The sequence below is a fragment of the Croceicoccus gelatinilyticus genome (assembly GCF_018398395.1).
Taxonomy (GTDB): Bacteria; Pseudomonadota; Alphaproteobacteria; order Sphingomonadales; family Sphingomonadaceae; genus Croceicoccus; species Croceicoccus gelatinilyticus.
Genome location: NZ_JAHCBF010000006.1, coordinates 192,753 through 214,982, shown reverse-complemented (window position 1 = coordinate 214,982; position 22,230 = coordinate 192,753). Strand labels below are relative to the sequence as shown.

Below are 22,230 nucleotides of genomic sequence, written 5' to 3'. Positions count from 1 at the left end.
CTGTCCCGTCTTACCTGCCCCCGCCCAGCGCGTGCTGCTCCGCCGTCACCGTCCATCCGTCGGCAGGCGCGCTTCGCCATGCCCCGATGATCCAGACGGCGGACAGTACCAGGATCGCCAGCAGAAGGCTGAACAGCAGAACATAGCGCATCACGTGCGGCGTATCGCCGCCTCGCGCTTCGTCGGTAGATACGTGGACCTCTTCGCCAACGAGTTTCATGGGCTTTCTCTCCGGTCATGGGCGACGCGTCTGATGCGCGTGCTCCTTTGGCCGCAGTCCGGTCTGGCTCGCGGCCGATAGGCGCAAAGGTATCATGCCCAGACGAGTCGGACCAAAGCTCAGCGAGGTGGGAGTTCCACTGCGAGCCGCCCGCGCCCTCGATGAAAGGGGACAGGACCGTCGCGCAATCGGCAACGGCATTTCTCTTATGTCAGGAAAGGTGGGGGGACTTCTGTTGCTAGCCGCCCCCCGGGGCCCCGGAATCCGCTTCTGTTGCCCGGTGGGTCCAACCGCGCTTTAGCTTTGTAAGATCAGGCCGTTAGGCCGTCAGATTACGCAGCGAGAGCGAGTGCTTCGTTGTCGTTGGCACTTGTGAGTTTTGAGCCTTAAACGGGTTACTCAGCCCGGGCGAAAACAATGTCTTTCAACACACGTCGATCCTGGTTCGGCCCCCTAACCATACCCTCGACAACAGGGGGATAATGGTGGAGCCGCCGGGTACTGCCCCCGGGTCCGCTGTGCCTATTGCACACCGCAATTTATCGCCATAGCCGGCCGAAACCGGCACCGCCCTATATAGCGATGCCGGTATTAATGTGAAGTGAGCGCAGGAAAAATCAGGGCTTCTTCTTCAATTCGGCCAGGATTTCCTTGAGCGTGTCGAGTGTGGGGTCCGTCGGCACGGCCTCGGCCTTTGCCGTTTCCTCTGCCGCCTTCTTCTCTTCCTCCATCGCGTCCATCATCCGGTTCACGCCGCGTACGATCATGAACAGCGCAAAGGCGATGATGAGGAAGTTCAGGATCTGGGTGATGAGATCGCCGTACCCGATCATCGGCACGCCCGCCTCTTTCAAAGCGGCGTAGTTGTCGAGCGCGCCGTCATAGCCTTCGGGTACGGAGCCGAGCAGGATGAACTTGTTCGAAAAATCGACCGAGCCGAACACCGCGCCGATAATCGGCATAAGGATGCTTTCGGTCAGCGACGTGGTGATCTTGCCGAACGCAGCACCGATGACCACGCCGACGGCGAGATCGAGGACGTTGCCGCGTGCGATGAATTTCTTGAACTCGGCCATCATGTGCCTGTCTTCCCCTGCAAGTATTAGGACCCGTTGGCCCGGCATCCTGCCCAACCGCCGCGCTTTCGCAAGCAGCGAGCCATGACAATCACCGACAGAACCGGGTGCTGCGCGCATCCGGACCTGTTATATGGGCAGACCTGTTGCGCGTGGGGCAAACCGCCTTATATGCGTAATACACCCCTGCTATGGGGACAGTTATTGGCAACGGACCTACTCGAGAGGGAATTGATCGCATGACCACCGGCCCGTTCACCCGCGCCCTGCGCATGGCCATCGCCGGCCTCGCCGCGCTTTCGCTTGCCGCCTGCGGCATCAACTCGGTTCCGACGGCGGAAGAAAACGCCAAGGCCCGCTGGGCCGACGTGCAGAGCGCATATCAGCGCCGCGCCGACCTCGTCCCGAACCTCGTCGCGACGGTCCAGGCCGCAGCCGCTTCGGAAACGCAGATCCTCACCAACGTGACCGAGGCCCGCGCCCGCGCCACCTCGATCAACATCACGACCGACGACCTGTCGAACCCGGAAGAACTGCGCCGCTTTTCGGAAGCGCAGAACCAGCTGACGCAGGCGCTCGGCCAGCTTCGCACCGTGGTCGAAAACTACCCGACCCTGCAGAGCCAGGCGCGTTTCGCAGACCTGATGACCGCGCTCGAAGGCTCGGAAAACCAGATCAATGTGGCGCGCGTTCGCTATAACGAGGCGGTGCAGGAATATAATACGACGATCCGCACCTTCCCCGACGTGATCGGCGCAAAGATCATCCACGGCGCAGAACCGATGGAACCGTTCAACGCCGCGCCCGGCGCCGAAACGGCACCGACCGTCGACTTCGGCACGATGAGCGGTGAACCGGCGGCTGCTCCGGCTGCAAACGACAACACTGGTGCCGATCAGCCTGCCGCGGCAGCCAACTGATCGTCCAAGCATCGTGACTGCCCTGTTTCGCTTCTTCGCCGCTTTCGCCCTGCTGGCGGGCCTATCGGGCTCACCGGCATGGGCGGCCTATCCCGAACGCCCCGAAGGCCCTGTGCTGGATCAGGCGGACATCATCCCCGCCGATCAGGAAGCCGCGATGGATGCCCGTCTGCGCGCCTATAACGAGCAGACGGGCCGCGCGGTCGTGGTGGCGACGGTCAATTCGCTCGATGGCGAAACGATCGAGATGTACGCGGCCAACATGTTCGCGGAATGGGGCATCGGCGGCGCGGAAACGGACCAGGGCCTGTTGCTGCTAGTCGCGCCCAATGATCGCAAGGTGCGGATTGAGGTCGGCTATGGCCTGACGCCTTATGTCACCGACATCCTGTCGGGGCGGATCATACGCAATGACATCCTGCCTGCTTTCAAGGCGGGCGATTACCCCGGCGGCATCAATGCCGGGCTCGACGCTCTCATCACCCAGATGGACCTGACCCCTGCCGAGGCGAAAGCCATGGCCGAGGCAGCAGCCGCTGCGGAGGCTCAGCAGCGCGAGATGGCCGGAAACATCGAAGGGACGAGTGCGGCCGGCTTCGTGTTCTGGGTTATCATGATCGTCGTCTTCATGATCCTTTTCGGACGACGCAGTGGCGGGCGGCGTTATCGCAGGGGCGGCGGCATCAGCCCGTGGGTCATTCTATGGGGTGCGAGCGAGCTTGCCCGCCATGCCGGAGGGCGTGGTTCGGGCGGCTTTGGCGGCGGAGGCTTCGGGTCCAGCGGTGGCGGCTTTGGCGGTTTCGGCGGCGGCATGTCCGGCGGCGGCGGCGCCTCGGGGAGCTGGTGATGAGCAGACCCGTCTACCTTACCGAGGCCGAGCACCGGCAGGTCAGCTACGCGGTCGGCGCGGCGGAATTGCAGACGTCTGGCGAAATCGTAACCGTCCTTGCCGACAGGTCGGACGGCTATTCCGACATAGCCCTTGCCTGGTCGGCACTCGTCGCTTTTACCGCGATTATGTTCCTGGCCCTGTTCCCAGACTTTTACCTCGGCCTGCTCGACAGCGTGACCGGCAACTGGAACGCGGAATGGAGCGCAGGGACCATCTTCGCCATCGCAGGCGCTTTCGGGATCGTGAAGTTTCTTGGCAGCTGGCTCATCCAGATGTGGCAGCCGCTGAAGTTCCTTCTGGTCCCCGGCCCCGTCAAAAGCCGGCGCGTCCGAGCCCGCGCGGTTGACTTGTTCAAGGTGGGGGCGGAGCGTCGCACGCATGGGCGCACCGGTGTCCTCATCTACCTTTCCATGCGCGAACACCGTGCCGAGATCGTCGCCGACGAAGCGATTGCCGACAAGGTCAGCCCCGAAACATGGGGTGATGCGATGAGCGCGATGATCTCCTGCGTCCGTGATGGCCGCATTGCCGACGGCATGGTCGAGGCCGTGCACGAAGTTGGCAAAGTTCTGTCAGAACATTTCCCTCGCGCCGAGGACGATCAGAACGAACTGCCCGACCGCTTGATCGAGCTTTGAACACCCGCATGAATGCTCCGGCACACAACGACATGGATCAGCCTGAAGAGATCTGTTGGGAAGGCGACTGGATCGTCGCGAAAAAACGTGGCCGCTGGGAATATGTCAGCCGCTCGCGCTCGATCCGCGCGGCGGTGATCCTGGCCATTGATGATGGTCATGTGCTGCTGGTCGAGCAGTATCGCACGCCGCTGTCGAAGCGCTGCATCGAACTTCCCGCAGGTCTCATCGGCGACGATGACGGAAGCGAGGACGAACATGCGCTTGATGCAGCGGGGCGCGAGCTGGAAGAAGAAACTGGCTACCGCGCGGACGAGCTGATCGACGCGGGTGAATTCATGTCCAGCCCCGGCATGGTGACCGAAAGCTTCACGCTGGTGATCGCCAAGGGTCTGACCAAGGTCGGCCCCGGCGGCGGCACGGAGAGCGAGGACATCACGGTCCACCGCGTGCCCTTGGACGCCATCGGCACCTTCATCGAAGAACAGCGCAAGGCCGGAAAAGCGATCGACGTCAGGATGCTGATGCTGCTCTCCGCCGATCTGCTGAAATTGGCAAAGGCCTAGAAAACCGCGCTATTCCGCGCTTTGGCGCTGCGGTGTTCTCCTGCATACTAGTCGCAGGGGGACATTCTATGGCGAGCATTGCGATCGGTGCGGACAACGGGCTTATCCTGACAAGGAGCAAGCCGCTCCGCTTGCTGACGCTGCTGCTGTTCTATTTCGCGCAAGGTTTCCCGATCGGGCTGTTCTTTTATGCGCTGCCTGCGTGGATGAGCGCGAACGGTGCATCCACACCGCAAGTCGCCTCTGTCGTCGCCGCGGCAGGTCTGCCTTGGTCCCTAAAGCTGGTGAACGGCTTTCTGATCGATCGTTACACCTTCCTGCCGATGGGGCGCAGGCGCATCTGGATCATCTGCGCCCAAGCGGTGATCGTCGCGACCTTTCTGATCGGGGCCCTGATCGCCCCTGATGCGCGTGCGGTTTTTCTACTCTCGGCACTCGGCTTTGCATCCAATGCGGCGGTGACGTTTCAGGATGTTGGCATCGACAGCCTTGCCGTCGACATCATGCCCGAAGACGAACGCGCGCGGGCGGCCGGGATCATGTTCGGGGCGCAAATGCTGGGTATCGCGGCGGCGACATCGCTGGGCGGCAATCTATTCCAGCATTTCGATCTGTCAGTGGGCCTTGCCGTGATTGCGCTCATCCCGCTGGCGATCATGCTATTCGGTGTCGTCATTCGTGAACGCGACGGCGAACGCTGCCTGCCGTGGACCGAGGGGAATGCCCATCCGGGCAACCGGGCCATTCAGGTCGAAGCATGGTGGCCGCTGCTGAAGTCTTCGTTCAAGGCAGTGGTCGTACCGATCACGCTCGGCATCGCACCGATCCTGTTGGCCAGATCCATCCCGCACGGCGCGTTCGAGGCGTTTCATCCCGAACTCTTCACCCAGACCGCGGGATGGGAAATCAGCGGCTACACCAATCTTATTTCCACCTCCTCGCTCGTCAGCGGGATGCTCGGACTCATCATCGGGGGGTGGCTGGTCGATGCCATCGGATCCCGGGCCAGCCTGCTGATCGCTGCGGGGCTCGGCATCCTGCTGCTCACCTTCATGGGTTTTGCGACCGACTTGTGGACCCAGGACTGGTGGCTGACGACCTTTATAATCCTGTTCGATATTCTCGGCCTGCTCTACATCGTTGCGACCATTCCTATCTGTATGCGCCTGTGCCTGCCCGCCGTCGCGGCAACGCAATTCACGATTTACATGGCGATGGGCAATTTCGGGCGTCCACTGGGTGCGTGGATGGCGTCGTGGACTGCTGGCGCGGGATATCCCGAATGGCTCTACTTCTGCTCTGCCATTGCCTGGGCCGGCGCGACATTGCTCGCGATCTTCATCCGCTTTCCGGAGAAGGGCCAGGCGGTTGAAGAAGTTGTTTCGGACCTGCCCGGCGCGGACGGGATACCGGCAAAGATCGACTAGACTTCAGGCGTTTCCGGTCTGGCCGACGAGCAGCGAGGGATCGACACCCTCTGCCGCCCATGTCGCGGCCCAGCGATCCTCTGCCTCTGTCTCGAACAGGATCTCGGGCCGCCCTTCGGCAGCGTACCAGCCGTGACGGTGCATTTCCTCGTCCAGTTGCCCATCGCCCCAGCCGGCATAGCCAAGCGACATGATCCACCGATCCGGCCCCTCACCGTCCGCGATGGCCCGCAGGATGGCGGCGGAACTGGACAGCGCGCCCAAAGGCTCGACCAGCATGGTGGAATCGTCGGTCCAGTCGGTTGAGTGGATGACGAAACCCCTGCCCGTTTCAACCGGCCCGCCGTGATGGATCGGGCAATCGGGCGCGACACCGGGTTCGATGTCCATTTCGCGCAGGACGTCGTGGAACGTGATGCCTTCGCGCAAGTGGCCGATGCCGACACCGAACGCGCCTTCCTCTCCATGCACGAAGATCGGGATCACCGCGTGTTCGAAATTCTCATCGCCCATCCCCGGCATGGCCAGGAGGATGCGTCCGGTCAGGTATTGCGGCTCGCTCATCCATGACAACGTAGGGATAGCACCCTCACCTTGCAAAGCCTGCCTGCCGCAAGCGCGTGGCCGTTCAGCCCGCCGCCTCGCTGGTCAGCTGGACGAAAACGTCCTCAAGGTCCGCCTCGCGCGTAGTCACGTCGACGATCGAATAGCCCTGCTGATTGACCAGCGTGAGCACATCGCCCGCGTTCATGCGGTCCATGTCGTACGTGATCGCGACGGTGCGCTCTGCGGTCACTTCGCTCTTGCTGAATGCCTCGTGCGTGGGCGCGGTTGTAATGTCGCGGTCAAGCGTCAGGACGACGACCTTCTCGCGGCCCAGCGCGATCAGCTCGCGGGTCGGCTTGTCGGCGATCAGCTTGCCATGGTTGATGATCGCGATGCGGTCGCAAAGTTCTTCCGCCTCTTCGAGGTAGTGGGTGGTCAGCACAACCGTTACGCCGCGATTGTTGAGATCGACGACCAGTTCCCAAAGCTGGCGACGCAGATCGACATCGACGCCCGCGGTCGGTTCGTCCAGCACGAGGATCGGCGGCGAGTGGACCATCGCCTTGGCCACCAGCAAGCGGCGCTTCATGCCGCCCGACAGTGATCGGGCGTAGGCATCGGCCTTGTCCTCAAGCCGCACCGCCTGCAGCAGTTCCGCAGTCCGGCGATCCGCCTTGGGCACGCCGTAATATCCGGCGGTATTGTCCAGCACCTCTGCAGGCGTGAAGAAGGGATCGAATACAATTTCCTGTGGCACGATGCCGATCGACGCCTTGGCATTGCGGCGGTCGCGGTCGATGTCGAAACCCCAGATCGAAACCGATCCGCTGGTCTTGCCGACAAGACCCGCCATGATGTTGATCAGCGTCGACTTGCCCGCACCATTGGGGCCGAGAAGTCCGAAGATGCCGCCCTGCGGCACGTCGAACGTCACATCGTTCAGCGCGAGCTTGCCCTCCTCCTGCTTGCCAGTGGGGGCGTAACGCTTGGTCAGGTTGCGGATGGAAATTGCTGCTTCGGTCACGCGCGGCCTCATGCGCCATGGCGGAGCGCGAGGCAAGTGGCGTGCACCGGCTGCCACTTTTCTGCCGCAACTCTCGCTTGCGGCAGGGCGGACCTGTTGGTAATCGGCTTGGCCATGAATCAGCCGCCCGAAACGATCTACACGGACAAGCCCCGCGTGAAGTGCGACGGGGCCACCGACATCCGCGGCGGTGCCGCCCTTGGCCACCCGCGCGTATGGCTCGAAATCGACGAGAAGGGCTACGTCGAATGCGGCTATTGCGACCGCCGCTTCGTGCTCGAAGGGGGCCCTGCGCATGACGTGACCGGCGCCCCGCCCGAAGGGACCGCCTGATCGCGATTGCCTGCCATGCGAGTAGTTCTTACTTGCATGCTTCCGATTTGGTTTCATCTGTGCCTATATTGCGGTGATGGAAAGTCCCGCAGATCCCCGCTCGCTGCTGTACCGGTCCGATCTTCTGGACCCGGACACTGCACGTGATCTGACGTCTGCCGCGCTGACAGGCTGCGACGACGGGGAATTGTTCCTTCAGTTCACCACCTCCGAATCGCTGGTCTTCGACGATGGCCGCCTGAAAACGGCGGACTATTCCCGCGAAAGCGGGTTCGGCCTTCGCGGCATATCGGGCGAGGCGACAGGCTTTGCCCACGCAAACGAAATCTCGGCAGAGGCGATCCGCCGCGCGGGCGAGACACTCAGCCTGCTGGACGAAACGAAGTCGCCCATGGCGGCTGCGCCGCGCGCGACGAACCGGCACCTCTATACAGAGGAAAGCCCGCTCGACACTGTGCCGTTTGCCGACAAGGTCAAGCTACTCGAAACGATCGACGCCGCCGCCCGCGCCCGTGATCCGCGCGTGAAGCAGGTCAGCGCGTCGCTACTCGGCAGCTGGTCGGTGGTGGAGATCGTGCGTCCCGACGGTTTCACCGCGCTCGACGTACGGCCGCTCGTCCGGCTCAACATTTCGATCGTGACAGAGGCAAACGGCCGTCGCGAAACCGGCACTTTCGGCATGGGTGGGCGTCGTCTGTATGACGACATGTTCGATCCCGAATGCTGGAACAAGGCGCTGGACCGGGCGCTCGAACAAGCGCTGGTAAACCTTGAAAGCGTGCCGGCCCCTGCTGGCGTGCGGCCCGTCCTGCTTGGATCCGGCTGGCCCGGCATCCTTCTGCACGAGGCGGTGGGCCACGGGCTGGAAGGCGATTTCAACCGCAAGAAGACCAGCGTCTTTTCCGACCGCATCGGAGAGCGGGTAGCTGCTCCCGGCGTTACCGTGATCGACGACGGTTCGATGACGGGCCGTCGCGGGTCGCTGACCATCGACGACGAAGGCACGCCAACCGGCGAGACCGTGCTGATCGAGGACGGCATCCTCAAGGGTTACATGCAGGACCGGCTGAACGCGCGCCTGATGGGCGTGGAGCCGACCGGCAACGGCAGGCGCCAGTCCTATGCCCACGCGCCGATGCCGCGCATGACCAATACTTTCATGACTGCAGGCGAAGACAATCCGGACGACCTGCTCGCCTCCATGAAGGACGGCATCTGGGCCAAGAGCTTCGGCGGCGGCCAGGTCGATATCGTATCGGGCAAGTTCGTGTTCTCCTGCACCGAAGCTTACAAGGTCGAGAACGGCAAGGTCATCGCCCCGATAAAGGGCGCGACGCTGATCGGCGACGGGCCGACCGCGCTCACCCAGATCGTCGGCATCGGCAACGACTTCGCGCTCGACGAAGGTATCGGCACTTGCGGCAAGGGCGGACAAAGCGTGCCCGCCGGTGTGGGGCAGCCCACGCTGCTGATCGAGGGGCTGACGATTGGCGGAACCGGCTAAGCCGTTCGCCGTTCATCGAAAGTCAGCACCGGTTCAGCCGCAATGTGCTAAAGACTCGCACGATAGGAGCGAGAACATGAAGACTGCCAAGATCATTGCCGCCGCCGCGCTGGCCGGAATGCTGGCCACCCCCGCGATGGCCGCGAAGAAGGATCCCGAGACACGCCTTGCCGAAAAGCTCGAAGGGCGCGTCGCCGGTGAACCGGTGCGTTGCATCGACATGGCCCGCGTGTCCAGCAGCACGATCTACGACAAGACCGCAATCGTCTTCGATGCAGGCTCCACGCTCTACGTGAACCGTCCCGACAGCGGTGAGAACTCGCTGCGCCGGAACGACATCATGGTCACCAAGACTCATTCGCATCAGCTGTGCAGCGTCGACACCATAGAGATGCGCGACACCATGGGGTTCTGGAGCGGGGTCGTCTTCCTTGGCGAATTCGTGCCCTATAAAAAGGTTAAGGAAGAGGGCTGATCAGCCCTTCTTCGCGCGGGACTTCGCGCGAAGATATGACGCGATGAGCACCGGGCTGCTGATCAGCGGGTGCTTTTCGCGAAACGGCGTCAGCGGCACCGCAACGCCGGTATGCCGCTCCACCTTCCAGGCAAGATAACGCGCACCGCCTTCAAACGTCGTGGCAGCACGCAGCAGGCGCAGGACATTGAGCGGCTTGCCCAGCCGACGCCTACGCGACCATTTTTTCAGAATGCGGCTGCCTTCGCGCTCGGTCAGTGTGGGGCTCAGCACCTCGCCCTCTACCGAAAACGCAATGCCGTCCGCCGCCCAAGCATCGCGCATCAGGCCGTCGAAGTGCCCTGCCCCGAACGCCAGGATCTGCTGCTCCCGCCCGGGCTTCTCCACCCGCAGTTCGGCCTTGTAGGTCGCGCGGAACAGAGCACCCCAGTAATCCTGCTCGGTGCCCTCGTCTGGTCCCAGCGCGGCGGCAAACCGACTGGCCGTGATCGCGGCGGCGCGAATGGTACAAACGACCGTTTCGCGCGCCGCTTCGTCCGCCGTCCATGCCAGTGCGCAAGGCTGGACGAAGCGGGCCCAGATCGTCGTGTCGACGTGATCTCCCGATGCGGCATGGGCAAAAGTCAACAGGCGCATCTCCGCCACTTTAGCGCGCAGGACTTCGCCGCCCATTTCCAGCTCGTGGTACCCGACGCGAGGCCACAGGCCCTTCTCGCGTGGCCCTCGGGTGAGAACGTAGAAGTCTAGGACACCTTCGAGCGATCCGCTGCGCAAGTTCGAACCGTAGAACAGCACGGCAAGGGCATCGGCCTGCGTGGCGAGCTTTGCGGCAAAGGCCTGCACCTCCGGCCGAACGTCGGCCGCGAGCGCGGTCTCGATCCGCGCCGTTAGCGTATCGTGGGACATCAGGAAGTGACGAAAGTGACCGGTGTGCCCTTGCGCAGCAGGTAGTCGCCCGCCGGGAAGCGTTCGCCGTCGAGGATGAAGCCACCTTCAAGGTCGATGCGCATTTCGCCGGTATCTACGCGGTGGACGCCATCGTCTGCCATTGTCTTCCACGTCATACCGCGCAGGACACGTGTGAAGATACGCATGAAGCGACGCGGCGGCGCATCGACGACCAGCGTCTTCATGCCCGGACGACGTTCGCCAAAAATCTTCAGGCCCAGCGGCAGGCGTTCCATCGTCGAGGCCAGCATGATGAAGCGCTGGCCTTCGCTGTTGGCCTTGGTCCCGTCCAGAAGTTTGGCATCTTCGCCATAACGGATGGCCATGGCCTTGCCCTGGCGCCATTCCGAATTGTTGCCGCCCATGATCGTGCTCGCCACCGCGCCAAAAATCGAAAGGGCAACGGCGAGGTTGTTCACGGCTCCGAACCGATGCGTCGTCTGGGCAAGATCGGTCGCATCGACGAAAACGCCGGCACCGAACAAGTAGCCGAGAACCGGACGCCCTTCGTTCACACGCTCGATCTCGATCGGTGGACGCTCGACAAAGCTGCGTGCTTTCCAGGCCGCGATCATCTGGCTGATGTCCCAGTCATCGGGAACACCAAGATCGATCGCCAGGGCATTCGTCTTGCCGCAAGGCAGGACGCCAATCACCGGCGGACTGTCGCCCCACACGTCCGTACCGCAAGTCAGCACATCGCGTACCGTACCGTCGCCACCGGCAACGATCACCAGTTCCACGCCGTCATGCTTGAACGCGGCCAGCGTACGGCGCAGTTCGTGTCGCGTACGCGGCGATTCCACCAGCACACCGCCTGGCACCGTCAGCGGACGGCGCTTGTTGCGGTAGCTGCGCGGATTGGAAATGACGGCGACACGCGATCCTTCCCGCGCGCTCGATCCACGACGCGACGGTTCGGCCTGCTCAGAGCGAGCAGGTCCGCCTACACCGTCGAACGCGAAAAGCGGCCTGGTGCAATCGTCGTAGATCGTGCCATCCATCGGTCCGACATAGCGACGGGGCGGCCAAAAATCATCCGTAAAAAACTGAAATATTCGGTCATGGTGTTGCGGCAACAGTGCAGCATCCCTGAAACACGAAGGTAAATCGCCGCTTCGCAGGCTCTGGCGGCACGGGCGAACGACGGGCGATTGCCCTGTGCAAAAGCGATCCAATTTGCGAATACGACCGCGATGCGACAGTCCCTCACCCCTTTCGATGTCCGAACCGGAGGGCGCGGTCTTATCGAAATAACGCGCGAGGTCAGCGCCTGGGTGGCTGACAGTGGCATCGATGTCGGGCTGCTTACGGTTTTTTGTCGGCATACCTCCGCATCGCTGACCATTCAGGAAAATGCGGCGCCCGAAGTCAGGCAGGACATTGTCGACTGGCTGGACCGGATCGCGCCCGAGGATAGCGGATGGGTTCACGACGACGAAGGGCCGGACGACATGCCCGCGCACCTGAAATCGATCCTGACCGGCGTCTCGCTCTCGATCCCCGTAGCTTCGGGCAGGCCAACTCTCGGGACGTGGCAAGGCATCTATCTTGTCGAGCATCGCACGCGCCCGCACACCCGACAGGTCGACCTGCACCTTCTCGGCGAATAATCTGATCACGCGCGGATAGGAACGCCGTCACCTGCGTTGTGGCGGTGAAGCGGTCATGCCCGCACCCCCCATACCGACATTTCCGAGAGTCTTCATGACCATCAATATCAAGTCGTCCATCGCCTACAACTTCGCAGCCCCTACCGATTTCCTGCTGCAGATGGAGGCAGCAGCCATTCCCGAGCAGGTCCTGACCGGCCCCGGCCTAACATTCTCACCGACCGAGCATACCGCCCGCGTCGCTGGCGAAGATGCGATCGGAGAGCGGATCTGGCTGCGCTGTTCGGGCGAATTCCGCGCCGAGTACGAGATTTCAGCCGAGATCAATCGCGCCTTGCCGGATATTTCCAGGCTCCCGTCGATGCTGCCGCACGAACTTCCGGGCGAGGCGGTGCCCTATCTTTTCGATTCCCGCTTCTGTCCCGCAGATCAGTTCCACAGCTTCGTCGAAGCGGAGTTCGGCAACCTTCAGGGTGGCGAACGCGTTGCCGCCATTCACGACTGGGTCGCACGCAAGTTCAGCTATACGCCTGGTTCCAGCACCGCGACGACGACGGCGCTCGACAGTTTCGTCGAACGGCAGGGCGTCTGCCGCGACTATGCCCATGTCGTCATCACGATGATCCGCGCTTCGGGAATCCCGGCGCGCTATGTCAGCTGTTACGCCCCTAATGTCGAGCCGCAGGATTTCCATGCCGTGGCAGAGGTTTTTCTTGCCGATCCCGACGGCCCTGTCGGTACAGGCAGCTGGCACCTTGTCGATGCGACCGAGATGGCCGACAGGTCCATGATCGTAAAAATCGGCGTAGGGCGCGACGCCGCTGAAGTCAGCTTCCTCACGAGTTACGGAATGGCCGACTTCATCGACAAGCAGATCACAGTGACAGTCGATTGACGAGCGGGCTGCGCTCTTCCGCGGCTTGCGCCCAAGATTTGCGTTGCATACGTATTTGCCGGTTGTGAACGTTCTCAAAGCTATCTATGCTTTTTGCAATGGAGCATTGTGGCGCGCAGAAGCCTCTGCTTCCCAAGCTTTGCTGCAATTGCTAACAACAGGGTCCGAAGGCCCGAGCGGGAGAAGACCAGCGACCATGTGCACCCCAGTTTTGCGGTACGCCGCATGACCTTTTCAGCGAACAAGCTTCTTCTCTTCGGCGCCACCGGGGACCTGTCGCAGCGCATGCTGCTTCCCTCGCTCTGCGCGCTCGCGTCTGACGGCCTGCTTCCCGACAACATCGACATCATCGGCACGGCGCGTTCGGAATATACCGACGAAAGCTTCCGCAATTTCGCAGCAGAAGCGCTGGCAAAGTTCCTGCCTGCGGGGCGCAAGGTCGATGTCGACACGTTCCTGACAAAGCTGCGCTATCAGGACCTCGACGCCTCCACGCCCGAAGGTTTCGACACGCTGGCAAAGTGCGTTGGCCCCATTGGGACTGAAGAAAACGAAGGCCTGTCGATCTTCCTTTCGACTGCACCTTCGCTGTTCGAACCGACCATCAAGGGCCTTGCCGCCAACGGGCTTGCCACCGGAAACGTGCGCATCGGGCTGGAAAAGCCACTGGGCGTCGATCTCGCCAGTTCGTGCCAGATCAACGATGCGGTCGCCTCGGCCTTTTCGGAGGACCGGATTTTCCGCATCGACCACTATCTCGGCAAGGAAACGGTCCAGAACCTGTTGGCCCTGCGCTTTGCCAACATCATGTTCGAGCCGCTTTGGAATGCAGCGCATATCGACCACGTGCAGATCACCGTGGCCGAGACCGTGGGCCTCGAATCCCGCGTCGGATATTACGACGGCAGCGGCGCGCTGCGCGACATGGTGCAGAACCATATCCTGCAGCTTCTCGCCCTTGTTGCGATGGAGCCGCCGACCAGCTTCGATGCGACTGCCGTGCGCGACGAAAAGGTAAAGGTCCTGCGCGCCCTGCGCCCGATCCAACCGAACGAAACCGTGACCGGCCAGTACCGCGCAGGCGCCATCAATGGCGAAGCCGTGCCCGGTTATGACGACGAGCTGGGCCGGGAAAGCGAGACGGAAACGTTCGTCGCGCTGAAGGCCCATATCGACAACTGGCGCTGGAAGGGCGTGCCCTTCTACATGCGCACCGGCAAGCGGCTGCCCGAACGCACGACCGAGATCATCGTGAAGTTCCGCGACGTGCCCTTCTCGATCTTCGAGGATCGCGGCGCGAAGACACTGCCCAACACGCTCGTCATCGGCATCCAGCCGCGTGAGAACATCCGTCTTTCGCTGATGGCAAAGGTGCCGGGGCTGGATCGCGGCGGCATTCGCCTGCGTCAGGTTCCGCTCGATATCGCCATGCCCGATGCCTTTGCCGGCCCGGAACGCCGTATCGCCTACGAACGCCTGCTTCTCGACCTTGTCGAGGGCGACCAGACGCTCTTCGTGCGCCGTGACGAGGTCGAGGCCCAGTGGAACTGGATCGACGGTATCCGCGAAACCTGGGACGAGGCGAATATCACGCCCAAGACATATACCGCCGGTAGCTGGGGGCCGTCCGCGGCCATCGCGCTGGCCGAACGTGACGGGGTCACCTGGCACGAATAGCCGGGCGCACTGCCGAACTGATACGCTGCAACGCGGTAATCCGGGATGAGGGAGCCCGGTGCCGCCCGAACAAGACCGAAGGAAAACCGTGGCCGAATTGCACTCCACCCTCGCCCGCGTGACAGAGCGCATCGTTGAACGTAGTCGCGACAGCCGTGGCAGATACCTCGACCTCATGGCGCGAGAGGCTGACCGTCATCCCGACCGGACGGCGCTAGCCTGTTCCAACCTTGCGCACGGCTATGCCGCGATGGGGGACGACAAGGCCGCGATCGGCAGCGGCAAGGCACCGAACCTCGCCATCGTAACTGCCTACAACGACATGCTTTCGGCGCATCAGCCCTATGGCCGCTATCCCGAAGCGATGAAGATCTACGCCCGCGAAGTCGGCGCGACGATGCAGGTCGCTGGCGGCGTCCCCGCCATGTGCGACGGCGTGACGCAAGGGCAGGACGGCATGGACCTGTCACTGTTCAGCCGCGACACGATCGCGATGGGCACTGCCGTTGCCCTCAGCCACGAGATGTACGACGGCATGGCCCTCCTCGGCATCTGCGACAAGATCGTACCGGGTCTGCTGATCGGCGCGCTGCGCTTTGGCCACCTTGCCTGCATTCTCGTTCCCTCGGGCCCGATGCCCAGCGGGATCGGCAACAAGGAAAAGCAGAAGACCCGCCAACTCTATGCAGAGGGCAAGGTCGGGCGCGACGAACTGCTCGCCAGCGAGTCTGCCTCCTATCACGCGCCGGGCACCTGCACGTTCTATGGCACGGCCAACTCCAACCAGATGATGATGGAGATGATGGGCCTGCATATTCCGGGCGCGGCTTTCATTCCGCCGAACACGCCGCTGCGCTCCGCCCTCACCCGCGCCGCCGTGCACCAGCTGGCGAAGATCTCGACCCGCGGTTCCGATCCGCGCCCGCTTTCGGCCTGCGTCGATGAAAAGGCGATCGTGAACGCCGTAGTCGGCCTGCTCGCCACGGGCGGTTCGACCAATCACGCGCTGCACCTGCCCGCAATCGCGCGGGCCGCAGGCGTTCAGATCGACTGGGAAGACTTCGACGAATTGTCGAAGGTCGTCCCGCTCATCACCCGCGTCTATCCGAACGGTACTGGCGACGTGAACGCGTTCCACGCGGCGGGCGGCATGGGCTATGTCATCCGCGAACTACTCGGTTCCGGCCTTGCCCATGATGACATCGTCACTGTCGGCGGCGGCAGCCTTTCGGATCAGTCGCAAGAGCCTGTGATGAACGACAAGGACCTGTCGTGGCAGGCCGCACCCGCCACCCCGCTCGATCCGACGATGCTCGCCCCCGTGTCAGATCCGTTCAACCCGGACGGCGGCATGCGCCTGCTGACCGGCAATCTCGGCCGCGCGACGATCAAGACGAGCGCGGTGGACGAGGAACGCTGGGTTATCGAGGCACCCGCCCGCGTGTTCCAGACGCAGGAAGACGTTGCCAAGGCGTTCAAGGCCGGCGAGCTGGACCGCGACGTCGTCGTCGTTGTCCGATTCCAGGGCCCGCGCGCCAACGGCATGCCCGAACTGCATAAGCTGACCCCGCCGCTGGGCGTTCTTCAGGATCGCGGCTTCAAGGTCGCGCTGGTCACCGATGGCCGCATGTCTGGCGCATCGGGCAAAGTCCCCGCCGCGATCCACTGCACGCCCGAAGCGCTGGCCGATGCAGGCGGGAACAGCGGTCCGCTCGCCTATGTGCAGGATGGCGACGTGATCCGCGTCGATGCGCACAACGGCACGCTTTCGACCACTGCCGACCTTTCGGCCCGCCAGCCTGCCGCCGCGCCGCCCGCGGCTTGGGGCGTAGGCCGCGAACTCTTCGCCATGATGCGCGCCGGTGCCGACGGTGCGGAAAAAGGCGGCTCAGCCATGCTTGCGCTCGCCGGTCTTTGACCGCGCCTGACGACGTAAAAGAACAGGGAATACGATGACCGACATTCATTCCATCATGACGAAAGCGCCTGTCATTCCGGTCCTCGTGATCGACGATGTCGACGATGCGATCCCAGTGGCCGAAGCTTTGGTCGAAGGCGGGTTGCCATGCCTTGAAGTCACGCTGCGCACGCCTTGCGCTCTCGACGTGATCGAGGCGATGAAGACCGTGCCCGGCGCTATCGTGGGCGCTGGCACTGTCCTTTCGACCAAGGATCTGGAGAAGGTCCTGCGCGCAGGCGTCGAATTCGTCGTCTCCCCCGGCCTCACCGAAAATCTCGGTCGCGCGGCCAAGGACGCGGGCGTGCCGTTCCTGCCGGGCGTGGCGACAAGCGCGGAAATCATGGAAGGCCTCGACATGGGGCTTTCGCACTTCAAGTTCTTCCCGGCAGAAGCGAATGGCGGGCTGCCCGCACTGAAGGCCATTGCCGCACCGTTCGGCATGGCCAAGTTCTGCCCCACCGGCGGCGTCTCGCTGAAGACCGCGCCCGACTGGCTGTCCCACCCGCAAATCCTGTGTGTCGGCGGTAGCTGGGTCGCGCCCAAGGGCGCCGACAAGGACACCATCCGCAAGCTCGCATCCGAAGCCGCCGCACTCCAATCCTGAAGGGGAACTGCATGAACCCGAAGATCGCCGCGCTCCACGACCGTCTTCGCGACCTGCATTCACGGACCCGCGAAACGCCTCTGTTCAACCCGGTCTTCCAGCTGGGGCTCGAATTCTCGCGCAAACTGGAATCGGAAGAGATCGACCTTGCCGAGATCGACGCTCTCGTCAGCGCGCTCGAATGTGAAGGCCTGCTGGCTCGCGCGCAAAAGCTTGATCGCATGGTCGCGCCGATGGCGCCGGAAGAAAACCTCAAGGCCTTCGAAAAGCAGACAGAGGATTTCGAAACTTTCGCAGCCCGCTGGCAGCATCCCCTCCTTCACGTCGTCTTCACAGCGCACCCGACTTTCCTGCTGACCCCGGCGCAGGCCGGATCGGTGGCACACGCGGCGACCGAGGGTGAAGTGAACGGCGACACCGTTTGCGCTGCTCCGCACGAACGGACGATGATCACGCTCGATTCCGAACACGATGCCGCGATGTCGGCAATGTCGCGTGCGCAAGGCGCCCGCGATCGGATCGTGCGTACCTTGTTCGAACAGGCGCGCGGCAAGTGGCCGTCCGACTGGAAGCGCTTTGCACCCACTCCCGTCCGCCTTGCCACGTGGGTCGGTTACGACATGGACGGGCGCACCGACATCGGGTGGAACACCTCGATCCGCTATCGCCTCCAGGAAAAGGCCGAACGCCTTGCGTCCTATGCCGCGATGCTGGTGCAGGACGCGCCGGAGATCGCAGGACGGCTCTCGGCCGCTGCGGAGCATACCGGCGAGATGGCGGCGATGTTCGCCAAGGACCTGTCGGACCCTGCGCTCCTGTCGCACACCGCCAATTCGCTGACCGCGGACAGCCCCGCCAAGATCGTCTCGCTCGCGCCCGTCATGGCCGAGCTTGAGGCGATGGCCGGAGATGCGGATGAAGATACCGCAACCACCCTGCTGACCGCCGCTGCCGCCATGCGCGCCGACGGTCTCGGCATGGGGCTAATTCACTTCCGCGTGAACTCCAGCCAGTTGCAGAACGCGATCCGCCGCCGGGTCGACCCCGAATCCAAGCTCGACCTGTCGAGCCAGGCCGCGCTCAACACGATCCGCACCGCGCTCGAGGACGTGACCCCGCTCAACGCCAACTTCGCCGCGCTGGCGATCGAGGGCAGCACCGCGATCCGTCAGTTCCTCGCGATGCAGCAGATCCTGAAGCACATCGACGCCGATGCGCCGATCCGCATGTTGATCGCCGAATGCGAACAGCCGCAGACGGTGCTGGCCGCGCTCTATTTCGCCAAGCTTTTCGGGATAGAGGACAAGGTCGACGTCTCGCCCCTGTTCGAGACCGAAGCCGCACTGGAACACGGCGGCCGCTTTCTCGACGCCCTGCTGGCCGAAGACGAATACCGAATTTATGCGCGCAAGCGTGGCCGCGTCTGCATCCAGACCGGTTTCTCCGACGCGGGCCGTTTTGTCGGGCAGATACCCGCCAGCCTTGCGATCGAGCGTCTTCAGGGCCGCCTTGCCGACGCGATGAAGTCGAATGACCTTACCGACGTTGCCGCGCTGATCTTCAACACCCACGGCGAATCCATGGGCCGCGGCGCGCATCCCGCGTCGATGAAGGACCGGCTGGAATGGCCGCTTTCACCGTGGGCCCGCCGCCGCTTCGTGCGCGCTGGCATCAGGCTGGAACCCGAAGTCAGCTTCCAGGGCGGTGACGGTTACCTGTGGTTCGGCACGCCCGAACTCGCGCTCGCCACTCTGACGCGCATCGCCGAAAACCCGCCGACCGATGCCGACCCCGATGCGCCGACCGACCAGTTCTATCGCCGCACCGACCTCAGCCTCGATTTCTACCGCGCGATCCGGCGGGTGCAGAACATGCACCTCGTCTCGGCCACTTACAGCCGCGCGATCACCGCCTTTGGCCTCGGCCTGCTGAACGATACCGGCAGCCGTCGTTCGCGCCGCCAGTCGGACCTTGCTTCCGACCGGAAGATGAGCCTGCGCCAGATCCGCGCGATCCCGCACAACGCCATCCTGCAACAGCTTGGCTATCCGGTGAACGTCATCGCCGGTTTCGGCACGGCTGCGGAAAACAACATCGAGGAGATTGCCGAGCTTCTTTCAACCAGCGAGCGCGGCAAGCAGCTCCTGCGCCTTGTCCGTGCAGCTGACGCGCTGGCCAGCATCAAGACGGTGGCCGCCTATGGCGAACTGTTCAATTCCGCCTATTGGGCCAGCCGCCCATATCGCGGGACGGAAAAGCACCTCACCGATCCGTGCCTGATCCTTGCCGATTACCTGACCAAGGACGACCGCGTCGGCACGTTCCGTCGCCTCGCCAGCCGGCTTCGCGTCGATGCCATGCATTTGCACAAGTTGATGGATTCGATCCCAGGCGCAACGGACGAATGGGGCCCCGCCATCACGGATCGAGAGCACAAGCGCCGATCCATCGGCGTGCTTCAGGCCCTGCGCCTCGCGCTTTTGCAGCACATGTTCCTGAAGGCGGTGCAGGTCCCGGTCTTCTCACGGTCGAACGACATCAGCCGCGAGGACGTGCTGGAGATGGTCTTCACGCTGCGGATCGACGACGCACTTGCGCAAATGCGCCGCGCCTTCCCGACCAGCTTCCCTTCGATCGACGATTTCGAGATTGCCGAGGGCAGCCAATATCCGGACGGCAGCGACAGCGGCTATCACGCCATCCGGCGCGATTTCATCGATCCGATCGAGAAAGCCTATGCACTCGTGCTCAGGATCGGTACCGCGATCGCGAACGAGTTCGGCGCACACGGCTGAACCCACCGCGTAAGGGAAAAACACATTGGCAGGTCTGCTGGCCCGTTTCCGGCCCGATCCTTTCGTCCTGTCGCTGTTCGCCGCGATCGTCCTTGCCTCGCTCCTGCCGCCGCGCGGGATCATGGCGGACGTCTTTGCATGGGCGGCGGACGCGGGGATCGTGCTGCTGTTCTTTCTCCACGGTGCAAAGCTATCGCGTGAAGCGATCATCGGCGGGATGACGCACTGGCGGCTTCACCTCGTGATCCTTGCCGTGACATTTGCGTTCTTCCCTGTCTGCACGCTCTTGCTTTCCGCGGTTCCGGGCCTCGATGAAAATCTCGCCCGCGGGCTCGTTTTCATCGGCGCAGTGCCATCGACAATGCAGAGTGCGGTTGCCTTTACCGCGATGGCGGGCGGGAACGTCGCGGGCGCGGTCTGCGCGGCAGCGATCTCGAACATGGCGGCGGTCTTCGTCACGCCTTCGCTTTCGGCGCTGATGGCTGGCGGCAGCGGCGGGGCCGAGATTTCCGGTACGGCGGCCCTGCGCATCATCCTCCAGCTTCTCGTGCCCTTCATTGTCGGGCACATGCTGCGCCCCGTCGTCGGAGACTTCGTCACACGCCACAAGAAGGCCGTCGGGCTGGCCGACAAGGGCACAATCGTACTGATCGTCTTCGTCGCGTTCGGCGCCTCTGTCCGCGAAGGCCTTTGGCAGCGGACGGGGATCGAGGAACTGGCTCTCGTCATCGCGCTTTGCCTCGTGCTGCTGGTGGCAGTGTTCACGGCAGCGGCGCTGGCCGGTCGCTATCTCGGCTTTTCGCGCGAGGACCGGATCACAATCCAGTTCGCAGGTTCGAAGAAGAGCCTTGCCGCAGGCGTCGCCTTTGCAGGCGTCCTGTTTCCGCCCGCCAGCGTCGGCGCGGTCATGCTGCCGCTGATGATATTCCACCAGGCGCAGATGATCGTCTCTGCGCTTCTGGCCGCGAGGTGGGCACGCCAAGGCGCGCAAAGCGATTGATTGCAGCCGCATTGGCGTGCAATGGCGCTGCCATTATGGTCGATCCTCTGAACCCCAGCGACAAGGCGGTCCTCGCCAAGGCGGAAATCCTCGTAGAGGCGCTTCCCTATATCAAGCGATATGCGGGGCGGACGTTCGTCATCAAGTACGGCGGCCACGCGATGGGAAATCCCGAGGCTGCTCAGGACTTTGCCGAAGATGTCGTGCTGCTGGGCGCGGTCGGGATCAATGTCGTGGTCGTCCACGGCGGCGGTCCGCAGATCGGGGCCATGCTGAAGAAGCTGGGCGTCGAATCGAGCTTCGTCGACGGCCTTCGCGTCACCGACAAGCAGACGGCCGAGATCGCGGAAATGGTCCTGTCAGGCAGGATCAACAAGGAACTCGTCAGCTGGATCGCCAATGCCGGCGGTCGCGCCATCGGCATTTCGGGCAAGGACGGCGGTCTGGTGAAAGCGACCAAGGTCCACCGCACCCGCAAGGATCCGGATAGCGCGATCGAACAGGTCGTTGACCTCGGCTTCGTGGGCGAACCGCAGCATGTCGACACGCGGATCATCGATACTGCGGTCACTTCGGGCCTCATCCCCGTTATTGCGCCGATTGGCGTCGGTGACGACGGGCACACCTACAACATCAACGCCGACACCATGGCCGGCGCCATCGCCGCCGCCGTGGGCGCGGCACGCCTGTTCCTGCTGACCGACGTTCCGGGCGTTCTCGACAAGCAGGGCGGCTTGCTGACCGACCTTACGCCAAGCGCCATCGCCACGCTCAAGGAAGACGGCACCATCAGCGGCGGCATGATCCCCAAGCTCGATACTTGCGTACAGGCGGTTGAGGCCGGATGCGACGCGGCAGTCGTCCTCGACGGACGCGTGCCCCATGCAATGCTGCTCGAAATCTTTACCGAGCGCGGCGCCGGTACGCTGATCCGCAACGACTGATCACGCGCCGCCCAACGGCGAATCGCTCGATTGCACCGGCGTGACCGCCGACAAGCCTGCCAACAGGCCTCGGCGGTGCATCCAGCCGTACATTCAGGACTGATCAAACGCCGCTTTTCGGCAGGTTCAGGCGTATTGGGTGGTTGATACACCGCCCGCCCCTCGGCTAGACG

The 22,230-nt window shown here is 63.2% G+C and carries 22 protein-coding genes and 1 other RNA gene; 16 read left to right on the top strand and 7 right to left on the bottom strand.

Annotated elements, in window-relative coordinates:
- Positions 1 to 10 precede the first annotated feature (10 nt).
- From KIH45_RS14200 to mscL, 3 genes are all read right to left on the bottom strand, one after another.
- Positions 11 to 220: a hypothetical protein gene (locus tag KIH45_RS14200; RefSeq protein WP_213176689.1), complete on the bottom strand. Its 210-nt coding sequence runs from the start codon at positions 218 to 220 to the stop codon at positions 11 to 13.
- A gap of 259 nt (positions 221 to 479) precedes the next feature.
- Positions 480 to 825, bottom strand: a transfer-messenger RNA (tmRNA) gene (ssrA, locus tag KIH45_RS14195).
- 12 nt (positions 826 to 837) lie between these two features.
- Positions 838 to 1,299, bottom strand: a complete 462-nt coding sequence (gene mscL / locus KIH45_RS14190) for a large conductance mechanosensitive channel protein MscL (RefSeq protein ID WP_213176688.1) — start codon at positions 1,297 to 1,299, stop codon at positions 838 to 840.
- A 236-nt stretch (positions 1,300 to 1,535) separates the two neighbouring features.
- On the opposite strand from mscL, the gene KIH45_RS14185 reads away from it, so the two are divergent.
- The 5 genes from KIH45_RS14185 to KIH45_RS14165 all read left to right on the top strand — a co-directional run bounded on the left by KIH45_RS14185 (position 1,536) and on the right by KIH45_RS14165 (position 5,739).
- The gene (locus KIH45_RS14185; protein WP_213176687.1) at positions 1,536 to 2,216 is read left to right on the top strand and encodes a LemA family protein; all 681 of its coding nucleotides are present in this window, start codon (positions 1,536 to 1,538) and stop codon (positions 2,214 to 2,216) included.
- 13 nt (positions 2,217 to 2,229) lie between these two features.
- On the top strand, positions 2,230 to 3,063 hold the full coding sequence (locus KIH45_RS14180) for a TPM domain-containing protein (protein WP_213176686.1): 834 nt from the start codon (positions 2,230 to 2,232) through the stop codon (positions 3,061 to 3,063).
- A complete protein-coding gene (locus KIH45_RS14175) occupies positions 3,063 to 3,746 on the top strand; it encodes a TPM domain-containing protein (protein ID WP_213176685.1) in 684 nt (227 codons plus the stop codon). Before KIH45_RS14180 ends, KIH45_RS14175 begins: the two co-directional genes overlap by 1 nt.
- Positions 3,747 to 3,778: 32 nt before the next feature.
- Positions 3,779 to 4,312: an NUDIX hydrolase gene (locus tag KIH45_RS14170; RefSeq protein ID WP_225899928.1), complete on the top strand. Its 534-nt coding sequence runs from the start codon at positions 3,779 to 3,781 to the stop codon at positions 4,310 to 4,312.
- 68 nt (positions 4,313 to 4,380) lie between these two features.
- Entirely contained in the window at positions 4,381 to 5,739 is a 1,359-nt protein-coding gene (locus KIH45_RS14165) for an MFS transporter (protein WP_213176683.1), read from the top strand.
- A gap of 3 nt (positions 5,740 to 5,742) precedes the next feature.
- Here KIH45_RS14165 and KIH45_RS14160 read toward each other — a convergent pair whose 3' ends face one another.
- Both KIH45_RS14160 and KIH45_RS14155 read right to left on the bottom strand, forming a co-directional pair.
- A complete protein-coding gene (locus tag KIH45_RS14160; protein ID WP_213176682.1) occupies positions 5,743 to 6,303 on the bottom strand; it encodes a YqgE/AlgH family protein in 561 nt (186 codons plus the stop codon).
- A 64-nt stretch (positions 6,304 to 6,367) separates the two neighbouring features.
- Positions 6,368 to 7,321: an ABC transporter ATP-binding protein gene (locus KIH45_RS14155; RefSeq protein ID WP_213176681.1), complete on the bottom strand. Its 954-nt coding sequence runs from the start codon at positions 7,319 to 7,321 to the stop codon at positions 6,368 to 6,370.
- Positions 7,322 to 7,423: 102 nt separating this feature from the next.
- On the opposite strand from KIH45_RS14155, the gene KIH45_RS14150 reads away from it, so the two are divergent.
- The 3 genes from KIH45_RS14150 (at position 7,424) to KIH45_RS14140 (ending at position 9,621) form a co-directional block, all read left to right on the top strand.
- A complete protein-coding gene (locus KIH45_RS14150) occupies positions 7,424 to 7,642 on the top strand; it encodes a zinc-finger domain-containing protein (protein ID WP_213176680.1) in 219 nt (72 codons plus the stop codon).
- Between the two features lie 76 nt (positions 7,643 to 7,718).
- Positions 7,719 to 9,146: a metalloprotease TldD gene (tldD, locus tag KIH45_RS14145; protein WP_213176679.1), complete on the top strand. Its 1,428-nt coding sequence runs from the start codon at positions 7,719 to 7,721 to the stop codon at positions 9,144 to 9,146.
- A gap of 76 nt (positions 9,147 to 9,222) precedes the next feature.
- A complete protein-coding gene (locus KIH45_RS14140; RefSeq protein ID WP_213176678.1) occupies positions 9,223 to 9,621 on the top strand; it encodes a hypothetical protein in 399 nt (132 codons plus the stop codon).
- On the opposite strand, the gene KIH45_RS14135 is transcribed toward KIH45_RS14140, so the two are convergent.
- Together KIH45_RS14135 and KIH45_RS14130 are read right to left on the bottom strand one after the other, a co-directional pair.
- The gene (locus KIH45_RS14135) at positions 9,622 to 10,527 is read right to left on the bottom strand and encodes a hypothetical protein (protein ID WP_213176677.1); all 906 of its coding nucleotides are present in this window, start codon (positions 10,525 to 10,527) and stop codon (positions 9,622 to 9,624) included.
- Positions 10,527 to 11,573, bottom strand: coding sequence for a diacylglycerol/lipid kinase family protein (locus KIH45_RS14130; protein ID WP_213176676.1), 1,047 nt, complete (start codon positions 11,571 to 11,573; stop codon positions 10,527 to 10,529). The genes KIH45_RS14135 and KIH45_RS14130 overlap by 1 nt, the downstream gene beginning before the upstream one ends.
- 192 nt (positions 11,574 to 11,765) lie before the next feature.
- On the opposite strand from KIH45_RS14130, the gene KIH45_RS14125 reads away from it, so the two are divergent.
- From KIH45_RS14125 to argB, 8 genes are all read left to right on the top strand, one after another.
- The gene (locus KIH45_RS14125; protein ID WP_213176675.1) at positions 11,766 to 12,182 is read left to right on the top strand and encodes a secondary thiamine-phosphate synthase enzyme YjbQ; all 417 of its coding nucleotides are present in this window, start codon (positions 11,766 to 11,768) and stop codon (positions 12,180 to 12,182) included.
- A gap of 94 nt (positions 12,183 to 12,276) precedes the next feature.
- Positions 12,277 to 13,077, top strand: coding sequence for a transglutaminase-like domain-containing protein (locus tag KIH45_RS14120; RefSeq protein ID WP_213176674.1), 801 nt, complete (start codon positions 12,277 to 12,279; stop codon positions 13,075 to 13,077).
- 225 nt (positions 13,078 to 13,302) lie between these two features.
- Positions 13,303 to 14,754, top strand: a complete 1,452-nt coding sequence (gene zwf, locus KIH45_RS14115) for a glucose-6-phosphate dehydrogenase (protein ID WP_213176673.1) — start codon at positions 13,303 to 13,305, stop codon at positions 14,752 to 14,754.
- Between the two features lie 88 nt (positions 14,755 to 14,842).
- Positions 14,843 to 16,672: a phosphogluconate dehydratase gene (edd, locus tag KIH45_RS14110; protein WP_213176672.1), complete on the top strand. Its 1,830-nt coding sequence runs from the start codon at positions 14,843 to 14,845 to the stop codon at positions 16,670 to 16,672.
- A gap of 34 nt (positions 16,673 to 16,706) precedes the next feature.
- Entirely contained in the window at positions 16,707 to 17,318 is a 612-nt protein-coding gene (gene eda, locus KIH45_RS14105; protein ID WP_213176671.1) for a bifunctional 4-hydroxy-2-oxoglutarate aldolase/2-dehydro-3-deoxy-phosphogluconate aldolase, read from the top strand.
- An 11-nt stretch (positions 17,319 to 17,329) separates the two neighbouring features.
- Positions 17,330 to 20,113, top strand: coding sequence for a phosphoenolpyruvate carboxylase (locus KIH45_RS14100; RefSeq protein WP_213176670.1), 2,784 nt, complete (start codon positions 17,330 to 17,332; stop codon positions 20,111 to 20,113).
- A gap of 25 nt (positions 20,114 to 20,138) precedes the next feature.
- A complete protein-coding gene (locus KIH45_RS14095; RefSeq protein WP_213176669.1) occupies positions 20,139 to 21,113 on the top strand; it encodes a bile acid:sodium symporter family protein in 975 nt (324 codons plus the stop codon).
- Positions 21,114 to 21,148: 35 nt separating this feature from the next.
- Complete coding sequence (argB, locus tag KIH45_RS14090) at positions 21,149 to 22,057, top strand: acetylglutamate kinase (RefSeq protein WP_213176668.1); 909 nt, start codon at positions 21,149 to 21,151, stop codon at positions 22,055 to 22,057.
- Positions 22,058 to 22,230 lie beyond the last annotated feature (173 nt).

Excerpts from the sequence above, each read along its gene's own strand:
- KIH45_RS14150 (WP_213176680.1), top strand. The coding sequence starts at position 7,424 with ATGAATCAGCCGCCCGAAACGATCTACACGGACAAGCCCCGCGTGAAG.
- KIH45_RS14125 (WP_213176675.1), top strand. The coding sequence starts at position 11,766 with ATGCGACAGTCCCTCACCCCTTTCGATGTCCGAACCGGAGGGCGCGGT.
- KIH45_RS14130 (WP_213176676.1), bottom strand. The coding sequence starts at position 11,573 with ATGGATGGCACGATCTACGACGATTGCACCAGGCCGCTTTTCGCGTTC.
- KIH45_RS14135 (WP_213176677.1), bottom strand. The coding sequence starts at position 10,527 with ATGTCCCACGATACGCTAACGGCGCGGATCGAGACCGCGCTCGCGGCC.
- KIH45_RS14140 (WP_213176678.1), top strand. The coding sequence starts at position 9,223 with ATGAAGACTGCCAAGATCATTGCCGCCGCCGCGCTGGCCGGAATGCTG.
- KIH45_RS14165 (WP_213176683.1), top strand. The coding sequence starts at position 4,381 with ATGGCGAGCATTGCGATCGGTGCGGACAACGGGCTTATCCTGACAAGG.
- KIH45_RS14100 (WP_213176670.1), top strand. The coding sequence starts at position 17,330 with ATGAACCCGAAGATCGCCGCGCTCCACGACCGTCTTCGCGACCTGCAT.
- eda (WP_213176671.1), top strand. The coding sequence starts at position 16,707 with ATGACCGACATTCATTCCATCATGACGAAAGCGCCTGTCATTCCGGTC.
- zwf (WP_213176673.1), top strand. The coding sequence starts at position 13,303 with ATGACCTTTTCAGCGAACAAGCTTCTTCTCTTCGGCGCCACCGGGGAC.
- KIH45_RS14175 (WP_213176685.1), top strand. The coding sequence starts at position 3,063 with ATGAGCAGACCCGTCTACCTTACCGAGGCCGAGCACCGGCAGGTCAGC.
- KIH45_RS14160 (WP_213176682.1), bottom strand. The coding sequence starts at position 6,303 with ATGAGCGAGCCGCAATACCTGACCGGACGCATCCTCCTGGCCATGCCG.
- mscL (WP_213176688.1), bottom strand. The coding sequence starts at position 1,299 with ATGATGGCCGAGTTCAAGAAATTCATCGCACGCGGCAACGTCCTCGAT.
- argB (WP_213176668.1), top strand. The coding sequence starts at position 21,149 with ATGGTCGATCCTCTGAACCCCAGCGACAAGGCGGTCCTCGCCAAGGCG.
- KIH45_RS14170 (WP_225899928.1), top strand. The coding sequence starts at position 3,779 with ATGGATCAGCCTGAAGAGATCTGTTGGGAAGGCGACTGGATCGTCGCG.
- KIH45_RS14200 (WP_213176689.1), bottom strand. The coding sequence starts at position 220 with ATGAAACTCGTTGGCGAAGAGGTCCACGTATCTACCGACGAAGCGCGA.
- KIH45_RS14155 (WP_213176681.1), bottom strand. The coding sequence starts at position 7,321 with ATGAGGCCGCGCGTGACCGAAGCAGCAATTTCCATCCGCAACCTGACC.
- KIH45_RS14185 (WP_213176687.1), top strand. The coding sequence starts at position 1,536 with ATGACCACCGGCCCGTTCACCCGCGCCCTGCGCATGGCCATCGCCGGC.
- tldD (WP_213176679.1), top strand. The coding sequence starts at position 7,719 with ATGGAAAGTCCCGCAGATCCCCGCTCGCTGCTGTACCGGTCCGATCTT.
- KIH45_RS14120 (WP_213176674.1), top strand. The coding sequence starts at position 12,277 with ATGACCATCAATATCAAGTCGTCCATCGCCTACAACTTCGCAGCCCCT.